Raw genomic sequence first — 17601 nt, forward strand, 5'->3', positions numbered from 1 at the left:
GGTGGTTGAACATGCTTTTGAAACGTTATACGGGTAATTTGCTGTTATTGATTCTATTGTTTTTGCTGCTGGCATTCTTTTTTCTAGGCGATGTGTTCATTCCAAAAGGGATTGATCTCTCGGGCTACCCGATGCTTCACTCTGTGTTCGTCGTGTTTTTGGGGTTGTTTTTAGAATCGATTCCTTTCCTGTTCCTGGGGGCTATTGCATCTTCGTTCATCCAGTTGTTCATCAGTGAGGAAATCATTCAGCGAATGATACCAAAACGACCAATGACAGCTATTTTTGCTGCGATAGGGGCAGCGCTGATCATACCGGTCTGCGAATGTGCAATCATCCCGGTTGTACGGAGATTGATTCAAAAGGGTGTCCCGGTCCATGCAGGTGTTGTCTTGCTCGTAACTGCCCCAATATTGAATGTCATCGTGTTCGGCTCAACTTATTATGCGTTCCAAAATAACCCGTCCATTCTATATGGAAGAATCATTCTTTGCGTCCTGACAGCCGTAATCGTAGGTTTATTCATTTATATATTCAGCAATAAGGATGTGGTGAAAGAGGAGAAATTTGAAGTGGTTCACGGGCATGAACACGATATTCGATCAACTAAATGGACAAGCTTCATTGATCATACTTCACAGGAATTTTTTATGGTCGGCAGATACTTTATCATCGGGGCTTTGTTTGCCAGTTTATTTCAAGTGCTTATGGATCGGAGCGTAATGGCCGATATTGGTCAGGCGCCGATAATAGGCACGGCATTGATGATGGGGATTGCGTTTGTGCTTTCACTCTGTTCATCTGCTGATGCATTCGTTGCCGCTTCCTTTTCCAATAGTTTTTTACCAGGTTCGATACTGGGTTTCCTTGTATTTGGGCCAATGCTGGATTTGAAAAATATCTTGATCATGATGTCCTGCTTTAAACGGAGCTTTGTCGTAACATATGTCTTGCTTGTTTTCGCAGTCGTCTTCAGCCTATGCCTGATTGCAGGCGGATTGATCAGTAAGGGGGGCTTCTGATGAAACGTTTTTTTATCCAAAGACTTGAGGGATTGCTGCTGCTTGGACTGGGCCTCATGATTTTTAAATTGTATGTTTCGGGACATTTAACGAAATTGATTGCGCCCAAAATGGTTCCATATGCATTGGCGGCGCTTTTTGCTTTTTTAGTGATCAGTCTTCTCCGTATGAAAAAACAAAAACATGGTGTACATCATTGTGATTGTGAATCGGACGGAGAGTCTTCCCCATCCGCGCTGGTCCTGAAATATAGTTTGTTCTTCATTCCGATTCTTCTGGGCTTCATCTTGACCGATTTTACATTAAGCGGGGAAGTGCTGGCGAAAAGAGGGATGGCGAACCAGCAGCCACAGAAGGTAAGCTCGTATGCTAAAGGGAAACATACGAATGGGGAGAAAATTACCGTTACGGATGATAATTACTTTGAGGTACTGGATGATTTACTGAACAACCTCGATACGATCGAGGGGAAAGAAATAGAGCTTACGGGGTTCATATATCGAGAGGATACTTTTACAGAAAAACAAATGGCCATCTCCCGCCTCTCCATGTCCTGCTGTATAGTGGATGCGACGCTATATGGATATATGGTCAATGGGAATGTGGAAGGGATGAAGACGAATGATTGGTACACCATTACGGGTACATTAAAAAAAGGAAGCTATAAAGGGGAAGCCGTACCTGTGATCGATTTAAAAAAGTCGAAGAAAATAAAGGCACCGGAAGAAACTGTATTATCAAGACCTAAATTATAAAAATCCTTAAAAAATAAAGAAGAGCACATATTAGTCATGTATAATATGTGCTCTTCTTTTATTCAATTAAAGCGCCCGTTGACTGAAGACTTGATTTGAAGATAATTCTATTATATTTAGAGGAGTACGACAACGATTCCTGTTTTTTTGGCCATTTTAAACCAGCTGGGCCATATGTTTTACGAATCGTTACCAACTCTCCAAATTGTGGCCTCACTCATTTCAACTGTCCATCAAGTCCTACCAGTGAATCGTTTGATCGCTTCCTCGGTCACCGGCGAGAAGAGGTTAACGAGGTTGCCGTCTGGATCACGGAACAGTATAGCACGGTTCCCCCACGGCATCGTGGTCGGTTCCTTTACCCACTCCTCGATAAACGGCTTTAATCGTTCGTATTCGGCATCGACATCGTGGACAAGGAACTCTATGATGATAGAGTGATTGTCGGCCGCCACTGCTGAACCTTCACCGAACAGTGGCACAGTCTGGGAGTGGCCGATCGCCAGGGTGCACGATGCCGCAACGAGTTCGGCAAAGACGGGCGCGGGACGCTCCGCTGATAAACCCATGACTTTCTCATAGAACTTGACTAGACGATCCACGTCGTCTGTAATGATGCGTACAGAAGCAAAATTCACAAGATACCATCCTTCCAATAATAAATGTATACAACAATACCATATACACTTTATTTCGTTATAAACTTTCCAGTAAAAACCAAATTCATTCAAAAACTGAATCATTTTACTGACTCCGATTATAAAACAACGCTACTGACAACATTATGTCAGTAGCGTTTTAACATTTTTTGGGCTTCCTCACGAATCCGATTTCGAAATGATTCAGGCTCTAATACAATCACATCGGCTCCCCAGCCAAGCACCCATCGCAGCAATTCGTCCAGTTGACGAACGCGTAAGACCACATGCAATCCATCTTGATGCTCTTCCATATCCTCTATGTAATGATTGTTTGATTCCTTCACCTTATCTGCGATGTCTTGGTTAAATCGGAGGCGAACTCGCAAATGCCGATCGTCCGGAGGGGTATACTCCCTTAAGTTAAAATGCGCTGGTCGTTCAAATCGTTCTTCCAGAGCAATAAATTCCGTCATTCGAGACAATCGGAAATGGCGAATGTCTTGGCGCAGTTCACAACGGGCCACGAGCATCCATGATCCTTGAACGAGAACTAATCCATAGGGGGAAACGGTACGAACACTATGGCGATTCCCATCGAAATCTGCAAGTTTTTTTACATAATGAAAGCTGATCTTTCGATCGTCTAATATCGCTCGACGAATCTTTTCTAGATATTCTTTTTCTTTTGATGGCGTGACCTGTTTATCGGAAATGAGCAAACGTATAGCCTTGCGTACACGTGATGTTTCATTGCGAACGCTCTCCGGTAGAATGACCTCGATTTTGCCGCGGGCAGCTTGTGCTCTGACACGATAATCATCATCAAATCGTTGTTCAATAAAGTCCGTTCCCATCAACAAGCTTACGGCTTCTTGTACCGTGAAACTGATCGGCGGCAGGAAATAGCCTTCCATCAGAGAATATCCTGTCCCAGGAGCACCTATGATCGGAACGCCTGCTTCACTTAGCGCCTGAATGTCACGGTAGATGGTCCGAACACTCGTTTCAAATCTAGTTGCCAAATCTTCGGCACGTACAACTTCTTTACGTTGTAACTCCAGCACGATGGCTAACAAACGGTCTGTTTTGTTCATTGGTTTCCCACCTTGATGTTTTTTAATAAAGAATAATAGTACCACGCCTTAATAGAGAAGATGATATAACGAACCTGGTGCTGGAATCTTTCAGGAATCTCTACAAAATAAGGGCAAGGCTTCTGTTTGTGTTATTCCGTTAACTGGCCCTTTAATTGAACAAGAAAGGGAAGGTGCCTCAGCTTATATCATCTTGTAGACTTCTGCATACGCTACCTTTAATTGGTCTCGCAAATTTGATAAATTTCGAGATTGTCCCAAAGGTCCTTATTTTCCATATATCCCTATCTACAAAATAGTTAGTGATTTCATCTATGTGGTTGAAGGGGGAAATTTCTATTAAGTTTTCTTGAATAACCTTAGAAATATGCTCTCGAAATATGGGGGCCGACCTCGGGAAATGTGTAAAAAGGATACATTATTTGAGCATTTTAGCGTAAATAAAAAGAATTCATTTTGAAAAAAGCGTTCAAAATGAATTCTTTTTTTAGTAATCTTTAATCAACTAAACCACCCGGTAGTTTAAGTGCAATGATTCACAATTTTTATTTTAATAAGTAAGAAGAGACCACTATCCTAGTAAAAGTCACTTTTTCTTCTACACTTATTTAAGAAGGTTTTTCATAATAGTAATTATACTATCCTCTCTAACAAATCCCCCACTTTTTCTGCCATGACACGAGGTGGATAAGGCATTCCATTCTTTAACCACCATTCCACTACCCCTACGTAAGCATTTGCAATAAAATGAACAATTACATCTTCATTTTGACTGTGATTTTTTCCTTTTGTTATGTCCACATCTTTCTTAAACTCCTCGATATTAAACTTAAGGAACTGACTGCGAAAATTTGGAGCTCCTTCACTCGCTAACATCGTCGAAAAGAATAAATAATTACTCTTAAAGTATTCCATACAGTGTACAGTCGATTCTATATAATCCATTTCAGTTGCCGACTCACAAAAATTACTCATGTTGTTTATATGTTCTTCCATGACTTTATCTAATAGATCAAATTTATCTAAGTAATGAAGATAGATGGTTCCTCGATTAACATTTGCTCTGTCTGCAATATCCTGAATGGTAATGTCATCAAAACTTTTTTCAGACATCAGTTCGATTAGAGCCTTTTTAATGGCTTCTTGGCTTTTGGTTATTCTTCTATCTATTTTCGCCATTGTTTGGTCACCAGACTTTCCTAAAAATAATCAACAATTTTTATTGATTTGTTGAGTAATCAACGAATTGCGTTCATTTAACCATTGAGAGCATCGTGTTTCTATTTATAATTATAAACAGATGTTGATTAATCAATCAATGATGTTTTCTTTTCTGAACGAAGTCAATGTCATCATTATAGTTACAAAAGAATGATTTACAAAAACAAAAAAAGAAAGGGTGTTATTTTAAAATGAAAAAAAAATCTATTATCACGCGTGTACTCACAGTGATAGCACTGGGCCTGCTTTTATCCGCGGCCACCTTTGCATTCAAGACCGGCGTTGACGCTGCATCCAAGACCGACGTTGCATACAAGCCAGACATGTCCAATGGAGCAGACAACTTTTACAAGAGCGACAAGGTAAACATGAAAAAGGTTTCGTTTAAAAATCAATACAACATGAAAGTTGCAGGGAATCTTTTTATTCCCAAAGGTTTGAAGAAGAACACCAAAAATCCGGCGATCATTGTCGGGCATCCTATGGGCGCAGTAAAAGAACAAAGTGCGAATCTGTATGCACAAAAAATGGCTGAACGGGGATTCGTTACTTTGTCCTTGGATTTGTCTTTCTGGGGAAAGAGTGAGGGTCAGCCTCGCAATGCTGTTTCGCCGGATATCTATGCCGAGGATTTCAGTGCTGCGGTGGATTTCCTGGGCACCCGGCCGTTTGTTGACAGGGATCGGATTGGTGTTCTTGGGATTTGTGGCAGCGGGAGCTTTGCCATCAGCGCAGCCAAGATCGACCCGCGCATGAAAGCCATTGCGACAGTCAGTATGTACGACATGGGTAATGCTAATCGTAATGGGCTTAAACATTCCCTGACACTTGAGCAAAGAAAGAAGATCATTGCAGAGGCAGCCGAGCAACGCTATGTGGAGTTCACGGGCGGTGAAACCAAATACACCGGCGGAACAGTGCAAGAGCTATATGAAAACTCGACCGCCATTGAGCGTGAGTTTTATGACTTCTACCGCACTCCAAGGGGCGAATTCACTCCAAAAGGTTCGTCACCTGAACTCACGACACACCCGACGCTTACCAGTAACGTCAAGTTCATGAATTTCTACCCGTTCGAAGATATAGAGACGATTTCTCCTCGTCCCATGCTTTTCATCGCGGGTGAAAACGCTCATTCCAGAGAGTTCAGCGAAGACGCCTACAAGCTAGCGGGCGAACCGAAGGAACTCTACATTGTTCCGGGCGCAGGTCATGTGGATCTGTACGACCGGGTGAATTTAATCCCCTTTGACAAGCTTGAATCGTTCTTCAAAGAAAATCTGAAGAAAAAATAAGGCTTGTGTGGAAAGACGTAGAGAGCTTTGCGTGTCAATGGTACATTGAGTGAATCCCGCATCTCTTGTCGGGATTCACACTTTTTTGTCTGAATAGAATTCCATTCGCTATGTAAATTTGAAGGGTTTTGTTAAGGATTACCATATGTCGTTTATTATACTTGGCGGATATGACGAAGAGAAGATGAATTTACAAGACAATACTTCCCTAAAGATAATCAACATTTTTATATGGTTTGTTCAATAATCAACAAATCGCGTTCATTTAACCATTGTGAGTGAATCCTGTTTCTATTTATAATGATAAACGGATGTTGATTAATCAACAAATGGTGATTTTCTTTGTTAAACGAAGTAAATATCCACTATTATAGTTTTTCAATACACATAAGAAAGGGAGTTATTAATTATGTCTAATATTCAAGATAAAGTTGTTATTATTATGGGTGCATCCAGTGGGATTGGTGAAGCAACGACCAAGAAACTTGCACAAGAAGGAGCGAAATTAGTGATTGCGGCTCGTCGTGAAGATCGCTTGAAAGCTCTAGTTGAATCAATACCAAATGCTGAAATTTCTTATGCTGTTGCAGATGTATCAAAAAAAGAGGAAGTTCAAGCAGTTATAGATTTGGCGGTCGAAAAATATGGCCGTGTAGATGTGCTCTACAACAATGCTGGAGTCATGCCAACTGCRCCACTTTCGGAAACACGCTTTGATGAATGGCGTCAAATGCTAGACATTAACATTATGGGTGTTTTAAATGGAATGGCTGCTGTATTACCCATTATGAAAAAGCAACAGTCCGGTCATATTATTTCAACTGATTCCGTAGCTGGTCATGTTGTTTACCCGGGATCTGCCGTATACTGCGGTACAAAGTTTGCAGTTAGAGCGATTATGGAGGGACTGCGCCAGGAAGAAAGAGAAAATAATATTCGGTCAACTATTGTTTCACCAGGTGCTGTAAGTACTGAACTTTATACAACAATTAATACTCCTGAAGATCAAGAATGGGTAAAGAATCTTATGGATTCAGGAGAAGGTTTTTCTTTGAAATCAAGCGATATTGCAGATGCAGTGGCTTATGCGATTAGCACACCTGAAACGGTTGCGGTAAGCGAAATCTTGATTCGCCCAACGAAACAAGTTATCTAATGGAAGTTACCATTAACGAAATGATTAAAAAACTGCCTCTTAGCTTGTTGGGGGCAATTTTTTACTAATAACAGTCTTTAGGATAATCCCTGTTCATTTATGTTAGTTTCCAAGCAATTATGAATAAAAATCAGGAGGGCATATTGATGGGAAAAGGGTATAAATGGACTCTTTTATCTATATTGGCTACTTCAACGTTTCTAACAGCTTGTGGCAGTAGTAATAATGAAAAAAACATCAAGGGCAATGATAATGTAAATACTAATTCAAGTACTAATAATGTAGTTAAAACTGATAAAACGGACAATCAGAATAGTGAAGATAATGAGGGTCTTATTAATATGCAAGACGTTAGAGTGAAATTGACATGTAATAACGAAAAAGTAATTGTGAAATTGTACGATAATCCAACAAGTAGAGATTTTTTTGACCAACTGCCATTAACAGTTACTTTTAAAGATTATGCGAATATCGAAAAAATTAGTGTCCTAGACCAAAGATTAACTACTAAAGACGCACCATCTGGCAGTGACCCTTCAGTTGGAGACTTTGCTTATTTTTCCCCTTGGGGAAATATTACTTTATTTTATGGGGATCATGGGCTTTCAAATGGATTGATCAAATTAGGTAAGATCGAATCTGGAGTAGAAAAACTTAAAAGCATACATGACGATTTTAAAGTTACAATCGAAAAACTTGATTAAAAAGAGGATGATCGGAAGGGAGGATATGGTGAATTAAGATCTCAGTAGTTTGTTTTGATACAATGCCTGAACCTGCATAAGAAGGTGGAGAAACGTTTCTGCCTAATTGTAAATAATTGAAGATAGGAGTTGCTTTTTGCTTAAACGAAATAATTTACTTATATATATATTGATGATAGGGGCTTTCGGCATCATAAATACTGAAATGGGGGTTATAGGGATATTACCCTACATTGCTGATCACTTTCATATCAGTGTATCTAAGGCCGGGTGGCTGGTGAGTCTCTTCGCACTTACTGTTTCAATGTCTGGTCCAACCATGCCGTTATTATTTTCGGGGATAAATCGCAAGAAGGCAATGTTACTTGTACTTGGAATTTTCATTCTAGGTAACATTGTCTCTATATTTACATCTAACTTTGCCATTGCAATAATTGCGCGTGTGATACCAGCCATTTTTCATCCAATCTATTTTTCAGCAGCTTTTACATTGGCTACTAACTCAGTTCGTAAAGAAGAAGCTCCAAAAGCTGTTTCAAAAGTTTTTATTGGAGTATCTGCGGGAATGGTACTTGGTGTACCTATCGCAAGTTTTCTTGCCAGCACAGTTTCATTTCAAATATCAATGGCATTTTTTGCCATAGTGAACGTTATAGTATTTGTGGCTACATTAGCATTTTTCCCTTCTATGCCTGTTAAAGAAAGACTTTCTTACGGAGCTCAATTATCGGTATTAAAAAAACCAATTACTTGGCTTTCCATTGTTGCTGTCATTTTACTAAATTCAGCCGTATTTGGGGTGTATAGTTATCTTGCTGAGTATCTTAAAACCGTTACGAATACCTCCGGGAAATCGATTAGTTTAATGTTAGTCATATTCGGAGGGGCAAATATTATTGGAAACATTGTGGCAGGGAAGTTACTTACTAAAGATGCCATCAAATCTGTAGTATCTTTTCCTTTTGCATTGGGAGCCGTTTATATCATATTATTCTTTTTAGGACAGTTTACTTTTCCTATGGCTATCATTACTTTAATTTGGGGAATATTGGCTGGTATAGGAACTAATATTAATCAATATTGGATTACGTCTGCAGCTCCAGAAGCTCCTGATTTCGCTAATGGATTATTTTTATCATCCGTTAACTTAGGAACAACAATTGGTACAGCTGCAGGTGGATTATTTATTTCAGAATTAGGTACACAATACGTCGTATTAGTGGGATTATTATCGTTAATATTAGGGTTGGTATTTATTTTACTAAGAAACTATATGTATAGTCCTACAAACCAAATTTCTTGATAAGGAATTAATTAAACATCCTTTATAAAAAGGCTAGGTATGTCTGAATTGCCCCCTTTGTAAAGGACATTAAAAAAAGTTGAAGGAGATGCTGTCTTTATTTTGCAGGCGGCATCTTTTTTAGATTCCGAATAAATCCGTCTTTCATAAAATGCGAATGATTGGTTTTAATTTATGTAGCGAATTTAAGGCAATATCTAAGGTGATCTTATCCGATATTTCATAGGCTGACAGCATCCCGCCCGTTGTGCCGATCAAGCTGATATCCATTATGAATAAAGCGGGTGCCAATAGCAGGGCGCTAAAACTAAAGATGACAGTATTGCGCCAAGTATGACGAGTAAAAAGGGGTATTTTTCCTTCAGGGAAGATCTCCTGTGATACAGATTTACCATTTAGCCTATATGTTTGTGAATCGATTAAGTCCAAGGGTCCATTTGTTCGGGAGAACGTAACATAGTATAATGGGCTTACTATGGATAGGGGTGTAAGGGGGATAAGCATGTCATCAGGTAATCGAAATAATCAAATTGGACCGCCGCGGTTTGCTATTGCCATTCACTCTCTGGTTTGGCTCGCACAAAGCGAAAAGCTCCTTACAAGTTCCGTAATCGCCTTAAAGGTTAAATCACATGCCACTTTTTTACGAAGGGTGATGGCTCAGCTTGCAGCGGCGGGGATCGTCGAAACAAAGGAAGGACGGGAAGGCGGATATAGCTTGAAGGTGGCTGCCTCTCAGCTTACTTTGGCCGATGTGTATCAAGCGGTACGGCCGGAATGTCTAGTTTGTATGGAAACGAGCGAATGCGGTGAAGTAGGGAAGCAGCTGGATACGGCTTTGGAGGAAATCATGAATGAGGCCGAAAAGGAAACATTGCGCTTATTAAAGGGCTATACATTAGAAGAATTCATGAAAAAAGTCGATTTGGCCAATTTTGAAAATGAGTGTCTAGGGTAATATCCTTGCAAGAGGATACCCAAGATTATATAATGTGCTTAATGTGATTGCATTTAAAATGAGGGGGTATTTACATGAAGGTGGAAATTTGGTCGGATTATCAATGTCCGTTTTGTTATATAGGGAAGCGTCGATTCGAAGAGGCTTTGAAACAATTTGAAAATAAAGCTCAGGTAGAGGTTTCATTTCGCAGTTTTGAGTTGAACCCAGAGGCTGAGCGGGATATCAATATGTCTCAAAATGAAATGCTGGCCAAGAAATACGGCATGTCTCACGCGGATGTGGAAGCGAACAATCAAAACCTGACACAGCAGGCTAAAGAATTGGGTCTCGAATATCATTTGGACAAAGTGGTTTTAACGAATTCTTTCGATGCACACCGCTTGATGCATTTTGCTGAATCAAAAGGTAAAGAGAATGAAATGAACGAGCTCCTGTTCAAAGCATACTTTACCGAAGGCAAGCATATTGGCGATCATGCTATATTGGTTAATTTAGCTGAAGAGGCTGGCCTTGATAAGTCTGAGGCAGAAGCCATGCTGGCAGGAACGGCATTCACGGCGGAAGTAAGGGGCGATGAGCAGGAAGGAAGCCAGCTTGGAATTACAGGCGTTCCATTCTTTGTCATTAACCGCAAGTATGGCATCTCCGGCGCACAGCCAACGGAAGCGTTCCTGGATACGCTGAAAAAAATATGGGCTGAGGAAAATCCGCTGCAAATGGTGAATGATCCAGCAACAAGCGATGCTTGTACGGACGGTTCTTGTAACGTGCCGGAAAAATAATGCTGTTTATGAAGACGGAGACCCGAAATTGGGGTCTCTTTTTTATTTTGGTCTAATATGGAATCCCCTTAAGAATTGAAGTGAAGTTCAGTCTAAAAAAGGAAATAGTGAATATGGCAAAGAATATAGTGTAATGGATGTCCTTTCCGAAGGTCCGAAATAAAAAGGAGCTAAAAAGGTGTATATCATAATTGGAATACTAGTCGTCGTGATTGCATGTGTATTAACTGTCAAAATAACTTCCTATAAATACTGGACTTGTATCTATACGGCATTTGGAAATGATAATTATTTTAAGGTGATAGCGAAATTGGAAAACGAGGGTATACAATTCAAAACGAAAACGCCTATGAATTTAGGTTCCCAGGATTTTCAAAATCGCCATAAAACTACTCAATATGATGTTTTTGTGAAAAAAGAACATGAGCAAATTGCCCAAAGGGCCGTGCACAAGAATTGATAAATGGAAACTGGCTGTCCTGGTGGCAGTCTTTTTTTTACTTGGAAGGAATGTTAAAAGGAGAGAATTTAAATTTAATGAAGAATTTGGGCTTATAAATAATTTCGGAGAAAGGGAATTGAAAGATGAAAAAACAATTGCTTAAAATTTCTGAAAGAGAAGAGCTTGTCGAATTATACTCGGATGCAAATGATTTAAGGAAATTCGGTGTGGCTAAGATACTAAAAGTGTCAGATGCGTTTGTAGTGGCAGCTAATATTACTTCAACCGGGCTGTATGATGGATACAGTTTACTTTATCTTGAAAGCATTCACCAAATCAATGTCAATACGAAATACATTAAGAAAATCAAGAGATTATATATGGAAAAAAAACAAAATCATATTGAATTCGTTGATGGAAATGAAGATTTACTTTTGAGTTTTCTGGATTTTGCACATGAAAATAACTTCATGGTTTCAGTTGAACTTTTTAATGCGGGATATGGTGATGTGCAGGGTTTTATTAAAAACCTGGAAGATGATATATTTGTAATTTCAATGGTGAACGAAGTGGGGGAGCTTGATGGTGAAGCATTCATTAAGTCGGATGCCATACATACCATTACGTGTGATGGTGAAAATGAATTCAATTTAATGCATTTATACTTCAGGAAATGAAAGTTCAAGGGTAATGCTGCTTTCTGCAAAGTGCTGCTAAACTATAATTTAATAAAGGATAAAAGAAAGAAAAAGGCGCAGATACTTTTGTTTTTTATAGTTTCAAAGACTGAAAATTTGTATAATGGTTGAGATGGATTAGAGGTTTCAAAAATGAATGTACATATAGGAGGGGCATGGATGAGTAAGCTTAATGGCAGGACCATTGCTTTATTGGGAGCGAGGAAGACGGAAGAACTTAGTAAAATCGTTGATAATCTTGGGGGAGTCCCGCTCGTTCGTCCAGCACAGGGGACGGTATTCCTTGATGATTCCCATTTGGAAGAGGATGTCACCCGTTTGATGGCAGGAGAGTTCGATTGGATCATCCTGACGACGGGAGTGGGGACGGAACTATTATATAAAACGGCATTGAAGATGGAAGCGGGAGATCGTTTCATAGAAGCTTTGCAGTCCATGAAAATTGCGGCTAGGGGCTATAAAACAGTGAATATGCTGAAAAAACTCGGCTTGCAGCCATTAATCCGTGATGATGATGGCAGTACGGCAGGGCTCGTTCGAAATCTGGAAGGCCATCTGTCCGGAGATGTAATGGTCGCTTTGCAGCTTCACGGCGATCCAGCGCCTCTTTTGATGAATTGGCTGGATGAGCAAAAAGTGGAACATAAAGAAATCCTTCCATACGAACATATACCGCCCGAAAAAGAAACGATGCGTCAGCTGATCGAAGAAATTCTTGGAGGGAAGGTAGATTCTGTCGTGTTCACGAGCGCACCTCAGCCTCGTAATTTGATGAAATTTGCCCGTGAACAAGGTGTGGAAGATAAAATAATCGACTGGTTTAAATCCGATGTGATTGCTCTTGCTGTCGGAAAAGTAACGGCACAAGTGGTAATAGATGAAGGAATCAAGCGGGTCATATATCCAGAAGATCAACGGATGGGCAGTGCAATGGTGGAGCTGGTGAAATATTATCAGGGCATTGCAAGCAGATAAGGGTGAGTGCGGCATGAACAAGGGCAAAGTCTATTTTGTGGGGGCAGGTCCGGGTGATGTGGGCCTGATTACCGTAAAAGGACAAAAGGCGATCGAAAAAGCGGATGTCATTTTATATGACAGATTGCTAAATCCCAAACTATTGGAGGCTGCCACTCTTGATTGTGAGTTGATATATTGTGGTAAGACACCTTATACGAATGGTATCAGCCAAGGGGAGATAAATGAGCTGCTTGTGTCCAAAGCAATGGCAGGGCATCGGGTCGTCCGTTTGAAGGGCGGTGATCCTGCCGTCTTTGGAAGAGTCGGGGAGGAAGCGGGATCGTTGAAAGAACAGGGGATCCCATTCGAAGTCATTCCGGGGGTTACGTCTGGCATTGCCGCATCCATGTACGCAGGAGTTCCCGTCACGCATCGGGATTATGGATGTTCCTTTGCGATGGTTACGGCCCATGACCAAACGAAGAAGGATATAGATTGGAATGGGCTTGTGAATAGTATGGATACGGTTGCCTTTTATATGGGTGTGGCCAACCTTCCTTATATCCGCGAAAATTTGATCAATCATGGAAAGCCAGGGAATACGCCGGCACTCGTCATTCAATGGGGCACTTATGGAAGACAGGAAACGGTCGAGGGGACCTTGGACGATATCGTCGAAAGGGTATGTGAAAGGTCGCTTGGCAATCCGGCGGTCACCTTGATAGGAGATATCATTTCACTAAGGGGCAAACTGCAATGGTTCGAAAACAAGCCTCTTTATGGACAACGATTTTTAGTGGCCCGGACCGGGACGGCAAAGAGTTCATTGGCAGAAGCCCTGCATGAACTTGGCGGTGATATCATTGAGTTTCCTAAATGGAATGCGGCAAAAGTGAAAATTGAAGAAAGTCAGCTGCTCTCGTTTCTTTTGTATGATCGAATTCTCTTCACTTCACCCGAAAGTGTCCATGGGTTCTTAGATTTACTAGCTGAATATGCCATTGATTACCGCCGGATTTCTTCGGAACTTTATGTATTATCGAGGAAATCGAAGAAGGTTTTACAACAACGCGGACTGATTGCCAAGCTCAAATCCGAGATGGTGGAAACTGGGACACTGTTGGTTATTGGGGATAGGGAACAGGAACAAAATTCGGAATATGGGGCAGAAGCTTATTTTCAATCCATCGATAAATTTGTTGATGAAAGATTCCTTGAAATCCTTCCAGGAATGCTGGACGGGAAAGAAGTCGATACGGTACTTTTTTCGAATCAGCATTCAGTGGATATGCTGATGGAATACGGGAACAAGGCAGACGTGGATATTGAAGCGCTGCTAAATCAAGCCTCCATCGGGGTAATCGGGAAAAGCACCGGCAAAAGACTTGAAGACTATGGATTTGCACAAGATATGATGCCAAAAGAGCCGTCTGTCGAAGAATTGGTGGCGTTGATCGTGAATAGGAATGTTTAATAGACTCTGAAAAAAAGCAGAGTCTTTTTCCTTTTTTTACCCAAAAAACTGGTGTTAATGATATGCTTTTCCTTTGGGTATTTTTCGTAAATAGGGCGTTGGTTAGCTGCAATCATCATATTAATATTTAATTTTGCCATACTGCCTGTTCTTTTTTCAAAAGAGCTAAGCACTGGCACTTTTACTATGCATCAGGAAAAGGATGATACCCAATGGGCGCTCACGAGATTTCGTGGAGGAAGGAATAAAAGTCTTTTATTTCTTCCCAAATTGGGTATCATATATAAGTGACTTTTCTAGGGAGGCGAAGCAAATGAAACGCACATGGGAATTCGTATTAAGTATCATAGGCGTGAGTATCGCTGCGATTTCTTTAATCGTGACGATTATAGCGGCAGTTTATCTCAACAGTATCGATTTGACGGAAATGATGGACTACTCATTAATGACAGATTCCGAGTTTTCTACATCTGAGGTGGATATGTCAATCAAGTTGTTCATGGGCTTATTATGGGCGGGGGTCATATCGCTGTTTATTGCATTGGCAGGCGGCTTGATCGCTATCTTTCTATTAAAAGGCGGCAAAGCGAAGGGAGCCGGAATCTTAATGGTCATTACGGGCATTCTGACGGTCTTTCATGTATGGCCGCTTATCTTCTTCATCGTGCCGGGAATCATGTGCCTTGTAAGGAAACCAAGGGAAACGGTGGAAGTGATCGGATGATCCAACACTATACATAGTTTTGTAATTTGAAACAAAGGAGCTGACCCGAAGATGCGGGTCAGCTCCTTTTATTCTGAACTGGAAAAATAGTGGATATTTTAGGGGAATATACCTTTTTGTACCTGCAATCACCAGTCTATCATGTTACTATTATTATAAAGTTAAATATTAATAGACTGGAGTTCGATCAATGAAGATACCTTTAATGAAAGTTGGAATAATGACCTGTTTAACATTCGGTTTGTTCAATGGACAGGCTCTTGCGGAGTCAGGAGTAACCAAAGTCTGTTCAGCTTTTGGTGAAATCCAACCGGAGAAAAATCCTTCCCATAAGCAGATTAATTGTTTACTGACGAATGCGGCAATGGTGGCTGAAATCCCCCCTGAAGTAGTAAAAGCGGTGGCTACGCAGGAAAACGGGGATTGGAGGCAATTTAATGATGCGGGCCAACCCATAAAGTCCGGCGATGGCGGTATCGGTCTAATGCAGCTTACCAATAAAAGTGGGTATGACCAGAAAAAGCTGGAAAGTGATATAGTCTATAATATCGAGGCAGGCGTCGAGGTACTGAGTGGCATGTATTCTAGAAGGGATTTGCCCAAGATCAAGGGTGCAGGACGCAAGGTCATTGAAAATTGGTATTTCCCAGTAATGGCTTACAATGGGACAAAACCGGTGAACAGTCCTCTTTACCAGGAAAACGGGAAAAGAAATGCGAATGCCTACCAAGAGAAAGTATTTTCCGAATTGGAAAACCAAAGTTTTTTGAATGGCACTAAACTGGCATTCTATCCATTTAAAACATCGGACTTTCAATATGACCGGGAGAGCACTGAAAATATCACCTTTAAAAAGCTGGAATACACACTGGCAGATCAAACGCATGACTCTGTTTATTGGTTCAAGGCAGGAGACAAAGTGGTGACGACATCCAGCGCGAATATCAGGAAAGAAATAAGCACTACGGCAGGTGCAGTATCTGTGCCGCTCAATACAAGCTTAATCATCACAGGGAAATTTGACTATCACGAATCTAAGGGAAATAAATTTGTCTGGTATCCTGTACAAACGGAGGACAAAAAGATTAAGGGGTATGTTTCATCAGCTTACATCTCCAATAGGCTATCGATTGTCGTCCCTATCAAGGATACGAATAAACCTGTGATATCAGGGGCTGCTAGTAAATCCATTCCTTTCAACTCAACTTTTAATCCTAAAACCGACGTAAAGGCAAAGGATGATAAAGATGGTGACTTAACGAGTGCCATCCGTGTGGACGGTAAGGTGGATACCAAGAAAGTGGGCACCTATAATTTGACTTATACGGTAGCTGACAAGGCTGGGAATGTTGCAAAGGCCACAAGGAAAATAACCGTTTATGATCAAGTCAAGCCTGTGATTTTTGGTGCTGGGAATAAAACCATCAAACTTAATTCTTCATTTAACCCAAAAACAGACGTGAGTGCCAAGGACAATGCCGATGGCAACCTGACAAGTAAAATCAAAGTGACGGGTACAGTGAATACGAAGAAAAAGGGGACATATACATTGAAGTATACGGTCACCGATCAATCGGGAAATGCAGTGACAGTCACCAGAAAGATCACGATAGACGGCACCAAGCCGGTCATTTCCGGTGCCAAAAGTAAAACCATTGCCTACAACTCGACATTCAATCCTAAATCAGGTGTATCTGCGAAAGATAACCTGGATGGCAACTTGACAAGTAAAATCAAAGTGACGGGTACAGTGAATACGAAGAAAAAGGGGACCTATACATTGACTTACACGGTTACGGATAAATCGAAGAACAAGGCAGAGGTAAAAAGGAAAATTACAGTTAAATAGATGGAAAAAAGGATTCCGGTAATAGTGGAATCCTTTTTTGATGAGTGGAATGATTTTGGCTAAAGCTGGTATAAATAATAGAAGGTATTCAGTGATTTGATCTTCCAGGGCGGAGTGGATATTGATAAAAATGCTATAGTTGTAAATAGATGTAATTACAATTGATCTGAAGGGAGATTGTTTATGGGCATGTAAACGGGATGGATCAGGTTTTTAGGATTATGAAAGGGACGGCTGGCTGAAAAATAATCCTGGCCTTGGGAAACCGCTTCCGGAGTCGGCACTATCGGGAGATATATATGAAAGACTTCTTGACGAAGGCCAAGGATGCCGGTTACCTGCTATCCCGAATTGGTTCGATTGAAAAAAATCAATGAACCTGAATCGGAATTAATGAAACGAATTGACGATATTAATGAGAAAGTCCGTACATATAATGCGATTTGTCCGGCGCAAATGCAGCGCAGGGAAATAGAGTAGGAAAGTATAAAAATTCAACGCGGAATTGGGAATTACTGTTAAT

At 40.7% G+C, this 17601-nt stretch carries 20 protein-coding genes; 15 read left to right on the forward strand and 5 right to left on the reverse strand.

Annotated features, from left to right (window positions below; genetic code table 11):
• Nucleotides 1-11 precede the first annotated feature (11 nt).
• Together AC1DVK_RS11325 and AC1DVK_RS11330 are read left to right on the forward strand one after the other, a co-directional pair.
• The gene (locus AC1DVK_RS11325) at nucleotides 12-1022 is read left to right on the forward strand and encodes a permease (RefSeq protein ID WP_477626511.1); all 1011 of its coding nucleotides are present in this window, start codon (nucleotides 12-14) and stop codon (nucleotides 1020-1022) included.
• The gene (locus AC1DVK_RS11330) at nucleotides 1022-1777 is read left to right on the forward strand and encodes a TIGR03943 family putative permease subunit (RefSeq protein ID WP_410863461.1); all 756 of its coding nucleotides are present in this window, start codon (nucleotides 1022-1024) and stop codon (nucleotides 1775-1777) included. The genes AC1DVK_RS11325 and AC1DVK_RS11330 overlap by 1 nt, the downstream gene beginning before the upstream one ends.
• Before the next feature lie 233 nt (nucleotides 1778-2010).
• Here AC1DVK_RS11330 and AC1DVK_RS11335 read toward each other — a convergent pair whose 3' ends face one another.
• From AC1DVK_RS11335 to AC1DVK_RS11345, 3 genes are all read right to left on the reverse strand, one after another.
• Nucleotides 2011-2415: a VOC family protein gene (locus AC1DVK_RS11335; RefSeq protein WP_477626543.1), complete on the reverse strand. Its 405-nt coding sequence runs from the start codon at nucleotides 2413-2415 to the stop codon at nucleotides 2011-2013.
• 149 nt (nucleotides 2416-2564) lie between these two features.
• A complete protein-coding gene (locus tag AC1DVK_RS11340) occupies nucleotides 2565-3512 on the reverse strand; it encodes a helix-turn-helix transcriptional regulator (protein WP_089363586.1) in 948 nt (315 codons plus the stop codon).
• 633 nt (nucleotides 3513-4145) lie between these two features.
• Nucleotides 4146-4691: a TetR/AcrR family transcriptional regulator gene (locus AC1DVK_RS11345; RefSeq protein WP_089363587.1), complete on the reverse strand. Its 546-nt coding sequence runs from the start codon at nucleotides 4689-4691 to the stop codon at nucleotides 4146-4148.
• A 233-nt stretch (nucleotides 4692-4924) separates the two neighbouring features.
• On the opposite strand from AC1DVK_RS11345, the gene AC1DVK_RS11350 reads away from it, so the two are divergent.
• The 4 genes from AC1DVK_RS11350 (at nucleotide 4925) to AC1DVK_RS11365 (ending at nucleotide 9191) form a co-directional block, all read left to right on the forward strand.
• Nucleotides 4925-6028, forward strand: a complete 1104-nt coding sequence (locus AC1DVK_RS11350) for an alpha/beta hydrolase (protein ID WP_477626512.1) — start codon at nucleotides 4925-4927, stop codon at nucleotides 6026-6028.
• Between the two features lie 409 nt (nucleotides 6029-6437).
• On the forward strand, nucleotides 6438-7184 hold the full coding sequence (locus tag AC1DVK_RS11355; protein ID WP_477626513.1) for an SDR family oxidoreductase: 747 nt from the start codon (nucleotides 6438-6440) through the stop codon (nucleotides 7182-7184).
• A gap of 146 nt (nucleotides 7185-7330) precedes the next feature.
• Entirely contained in the window at nucleotides 7331-7888 is a 558-nt protein-coding gene (locus AC1DVK_RS11360) for a cyclophilin-like fold protein (protein ID WP_477626514.1), read from the forward strand.
• A 136-nt stretch (nucleotides 7889-8024) separates the two neighbouring features.
• On the forward strand, nucleotides 8025-9191 hold the full coding sequence (locus tag AC1DVK_RS11365) for an MFS transporter (protein WP_410863456.1): 1167 nt from the start codon (nucleotides 8025-8027) through the stop codon (nucleotides 9189-9191).
• 144 nt (nucleotides 9192-9335) lie between these two features.
• Here the strand turns inward: AC1DVK_RS11365 and AC1DVK_RS11370 are convergent, their stop codons facing one another.
• The gene (locus AC1DVK_RS11370) at nucleotides 9336-9620 is read right to left on the reverse strand and encodes a hypothetical protein (RefSeq protein ID WP_477626515.1); all 285 of its coding nucleotides are present in this window, start codon (nucleotides 9618-9620) and stop codon (nucleotides 9336-9338) included.
• Between the two features lie 73 nt (nucleotides 9621-9693).
• On the opposite strand from AC1DVK_RS11370, the gene AC1DVK_RS11375 reads away from it, so the two are divergent.
• From AC1DVK_RS11375 to cobA, 6 genes are all read left to right on the forward strand, one after another.
• Nucleotides 9694-10149 carry an RrF2 family transcriptional regulator gene (locus AC1DVK_RS11375; RefSeq protein WP_089363590.1) on the forward strand — a complete coding sequence of 152 codons (456 nt, stop codon included), beginning with the start codon at nucleotides 9694-9696 and terminating at the stop codon, nucleotides 10147-10149.
• A 74-nt stretch (nucleotides 10150-10223) separates the two neighbouring features.
• Complete coding sequence (locus tag AC1DVK_RS11380; RefSeq protein WP_477626516.1) at nucleotides 10224-10934, forward strand: DsbA family oxidoreductase; 711 nt, start codon at nucleotides 10224-10226, stop codon at nucleotides 10932-10934.
• Nucleotides 10935-11112: 178 nt separating this feature from the next.
• Nucleotides 11113-11394 (forward strand): hypothetical protein, encoded by a 282-nt coding sequence (locus AC1DVK_RS11385; RefSeq protein ID WP_477626517.1) that lies wholly within the window; start codon nucleotides 11113-11115, stop codon nucleotides 11392-11394.
• 125 nt (nucleotides 11395-11519) lie between these two features.
• Nucleotides 11520-12053, forward strand: coding sequence for a hypothetical protein (locus tag AC1DVK_RS11390; protein WP_477626518.1), 534 nt, complete (start codon nucleotides 11520-11522; stop codon nucleotides 12051-12053).
• 180 nt (nucleotides 12054-12233) lie between these two features.
• A complete protein-coding gene (locus tag AC1DVK_RS11395) occupies nucleotides 12234-13049 on the forward strand; it encodes a uroporphyrinogen-III synthase (protein WP_061464441.1) in 816 nt (271 codons plus the stop codon).
• A gap of 13 nt (nucleotides 13050-13062) precedes the next feature.
• Nucleotides 13063-14505, forward strand: a complete 1443-nt coding sequence (cobA, locus tag AC1DVK_RS11400) for a uroporphyrinogen-III C-methyltransferase (RefSeq protein WP_477626519.1) — start codon at nucleotides 13063-13065, stop codon at nucleotides 14503-14505.
• Here the strand turns inward: cobA and AC1DVK_RS11405 are convergent.
• A complete protein-coding gene (locus AC1DVK_RS11405) occupies nucleotides 14502-14684 on the reverse strand; it encodes a hypothetical protein (protein ID WP_477626520.1) in 183 nt (60 codons plus the stop codon). The genes cobA and AC1DVK_RS11405 overlap by 4 nt on opposite strands.
• Nucleotides 14685-14818: 134 nt before the next feature.
• On the opposite strand from AC1DVK_RS11405, the gene AC1DVK_RS11410 reads away from it, so the two are divergent.
• The 3 genes from AC1DVK_RS11410 (at nucleotide 14819) to AC1DVK_RS11420 (ending at nucleotide 17558) form a co-directional block, all read left to right on the forward strand.
• Nucleotides 14819-15229: a DUF4064 domain-containing protein gene (locus AC1DVK_RS11410; RefSeq protein ID WP_061464438.1), complete on the forward strand. Its 411-nt coding sequence runs from the start codon at nucleotides 14819-14821 to the stop codon at nucleotides 15227-15229.
• A 190-nt stretch (nucleotides 15230-15419) separates the two neighbouring features.
• Entirely contained in the window at nucleotides 15420-17078 is a 1659-nt protein-coding gene (locus tag AC1DVK_RS11415) for an immunoglobulin-like domain-containing protein (protein ID WP_477626521.1), read from the forward strand.
• Nucleotides 17079-17405: 327 nt separating this feature from the next.
• Nucleotides 17406-17558, forward strand: coding sequence for a hypothetical protein (locus AC1DVK_RS11420; RefSeq protein ID WP_284469996.1), 153 nt, complete (start codon nucleotides 17406-17408; stop codon nucleotides 17556-17558).
• Nucleotides 17559-17601 lie beyond the last annotated feature (43 nt).

Source organism: Peribacillus sp. P4_B1, assembly GCF_056402395.1.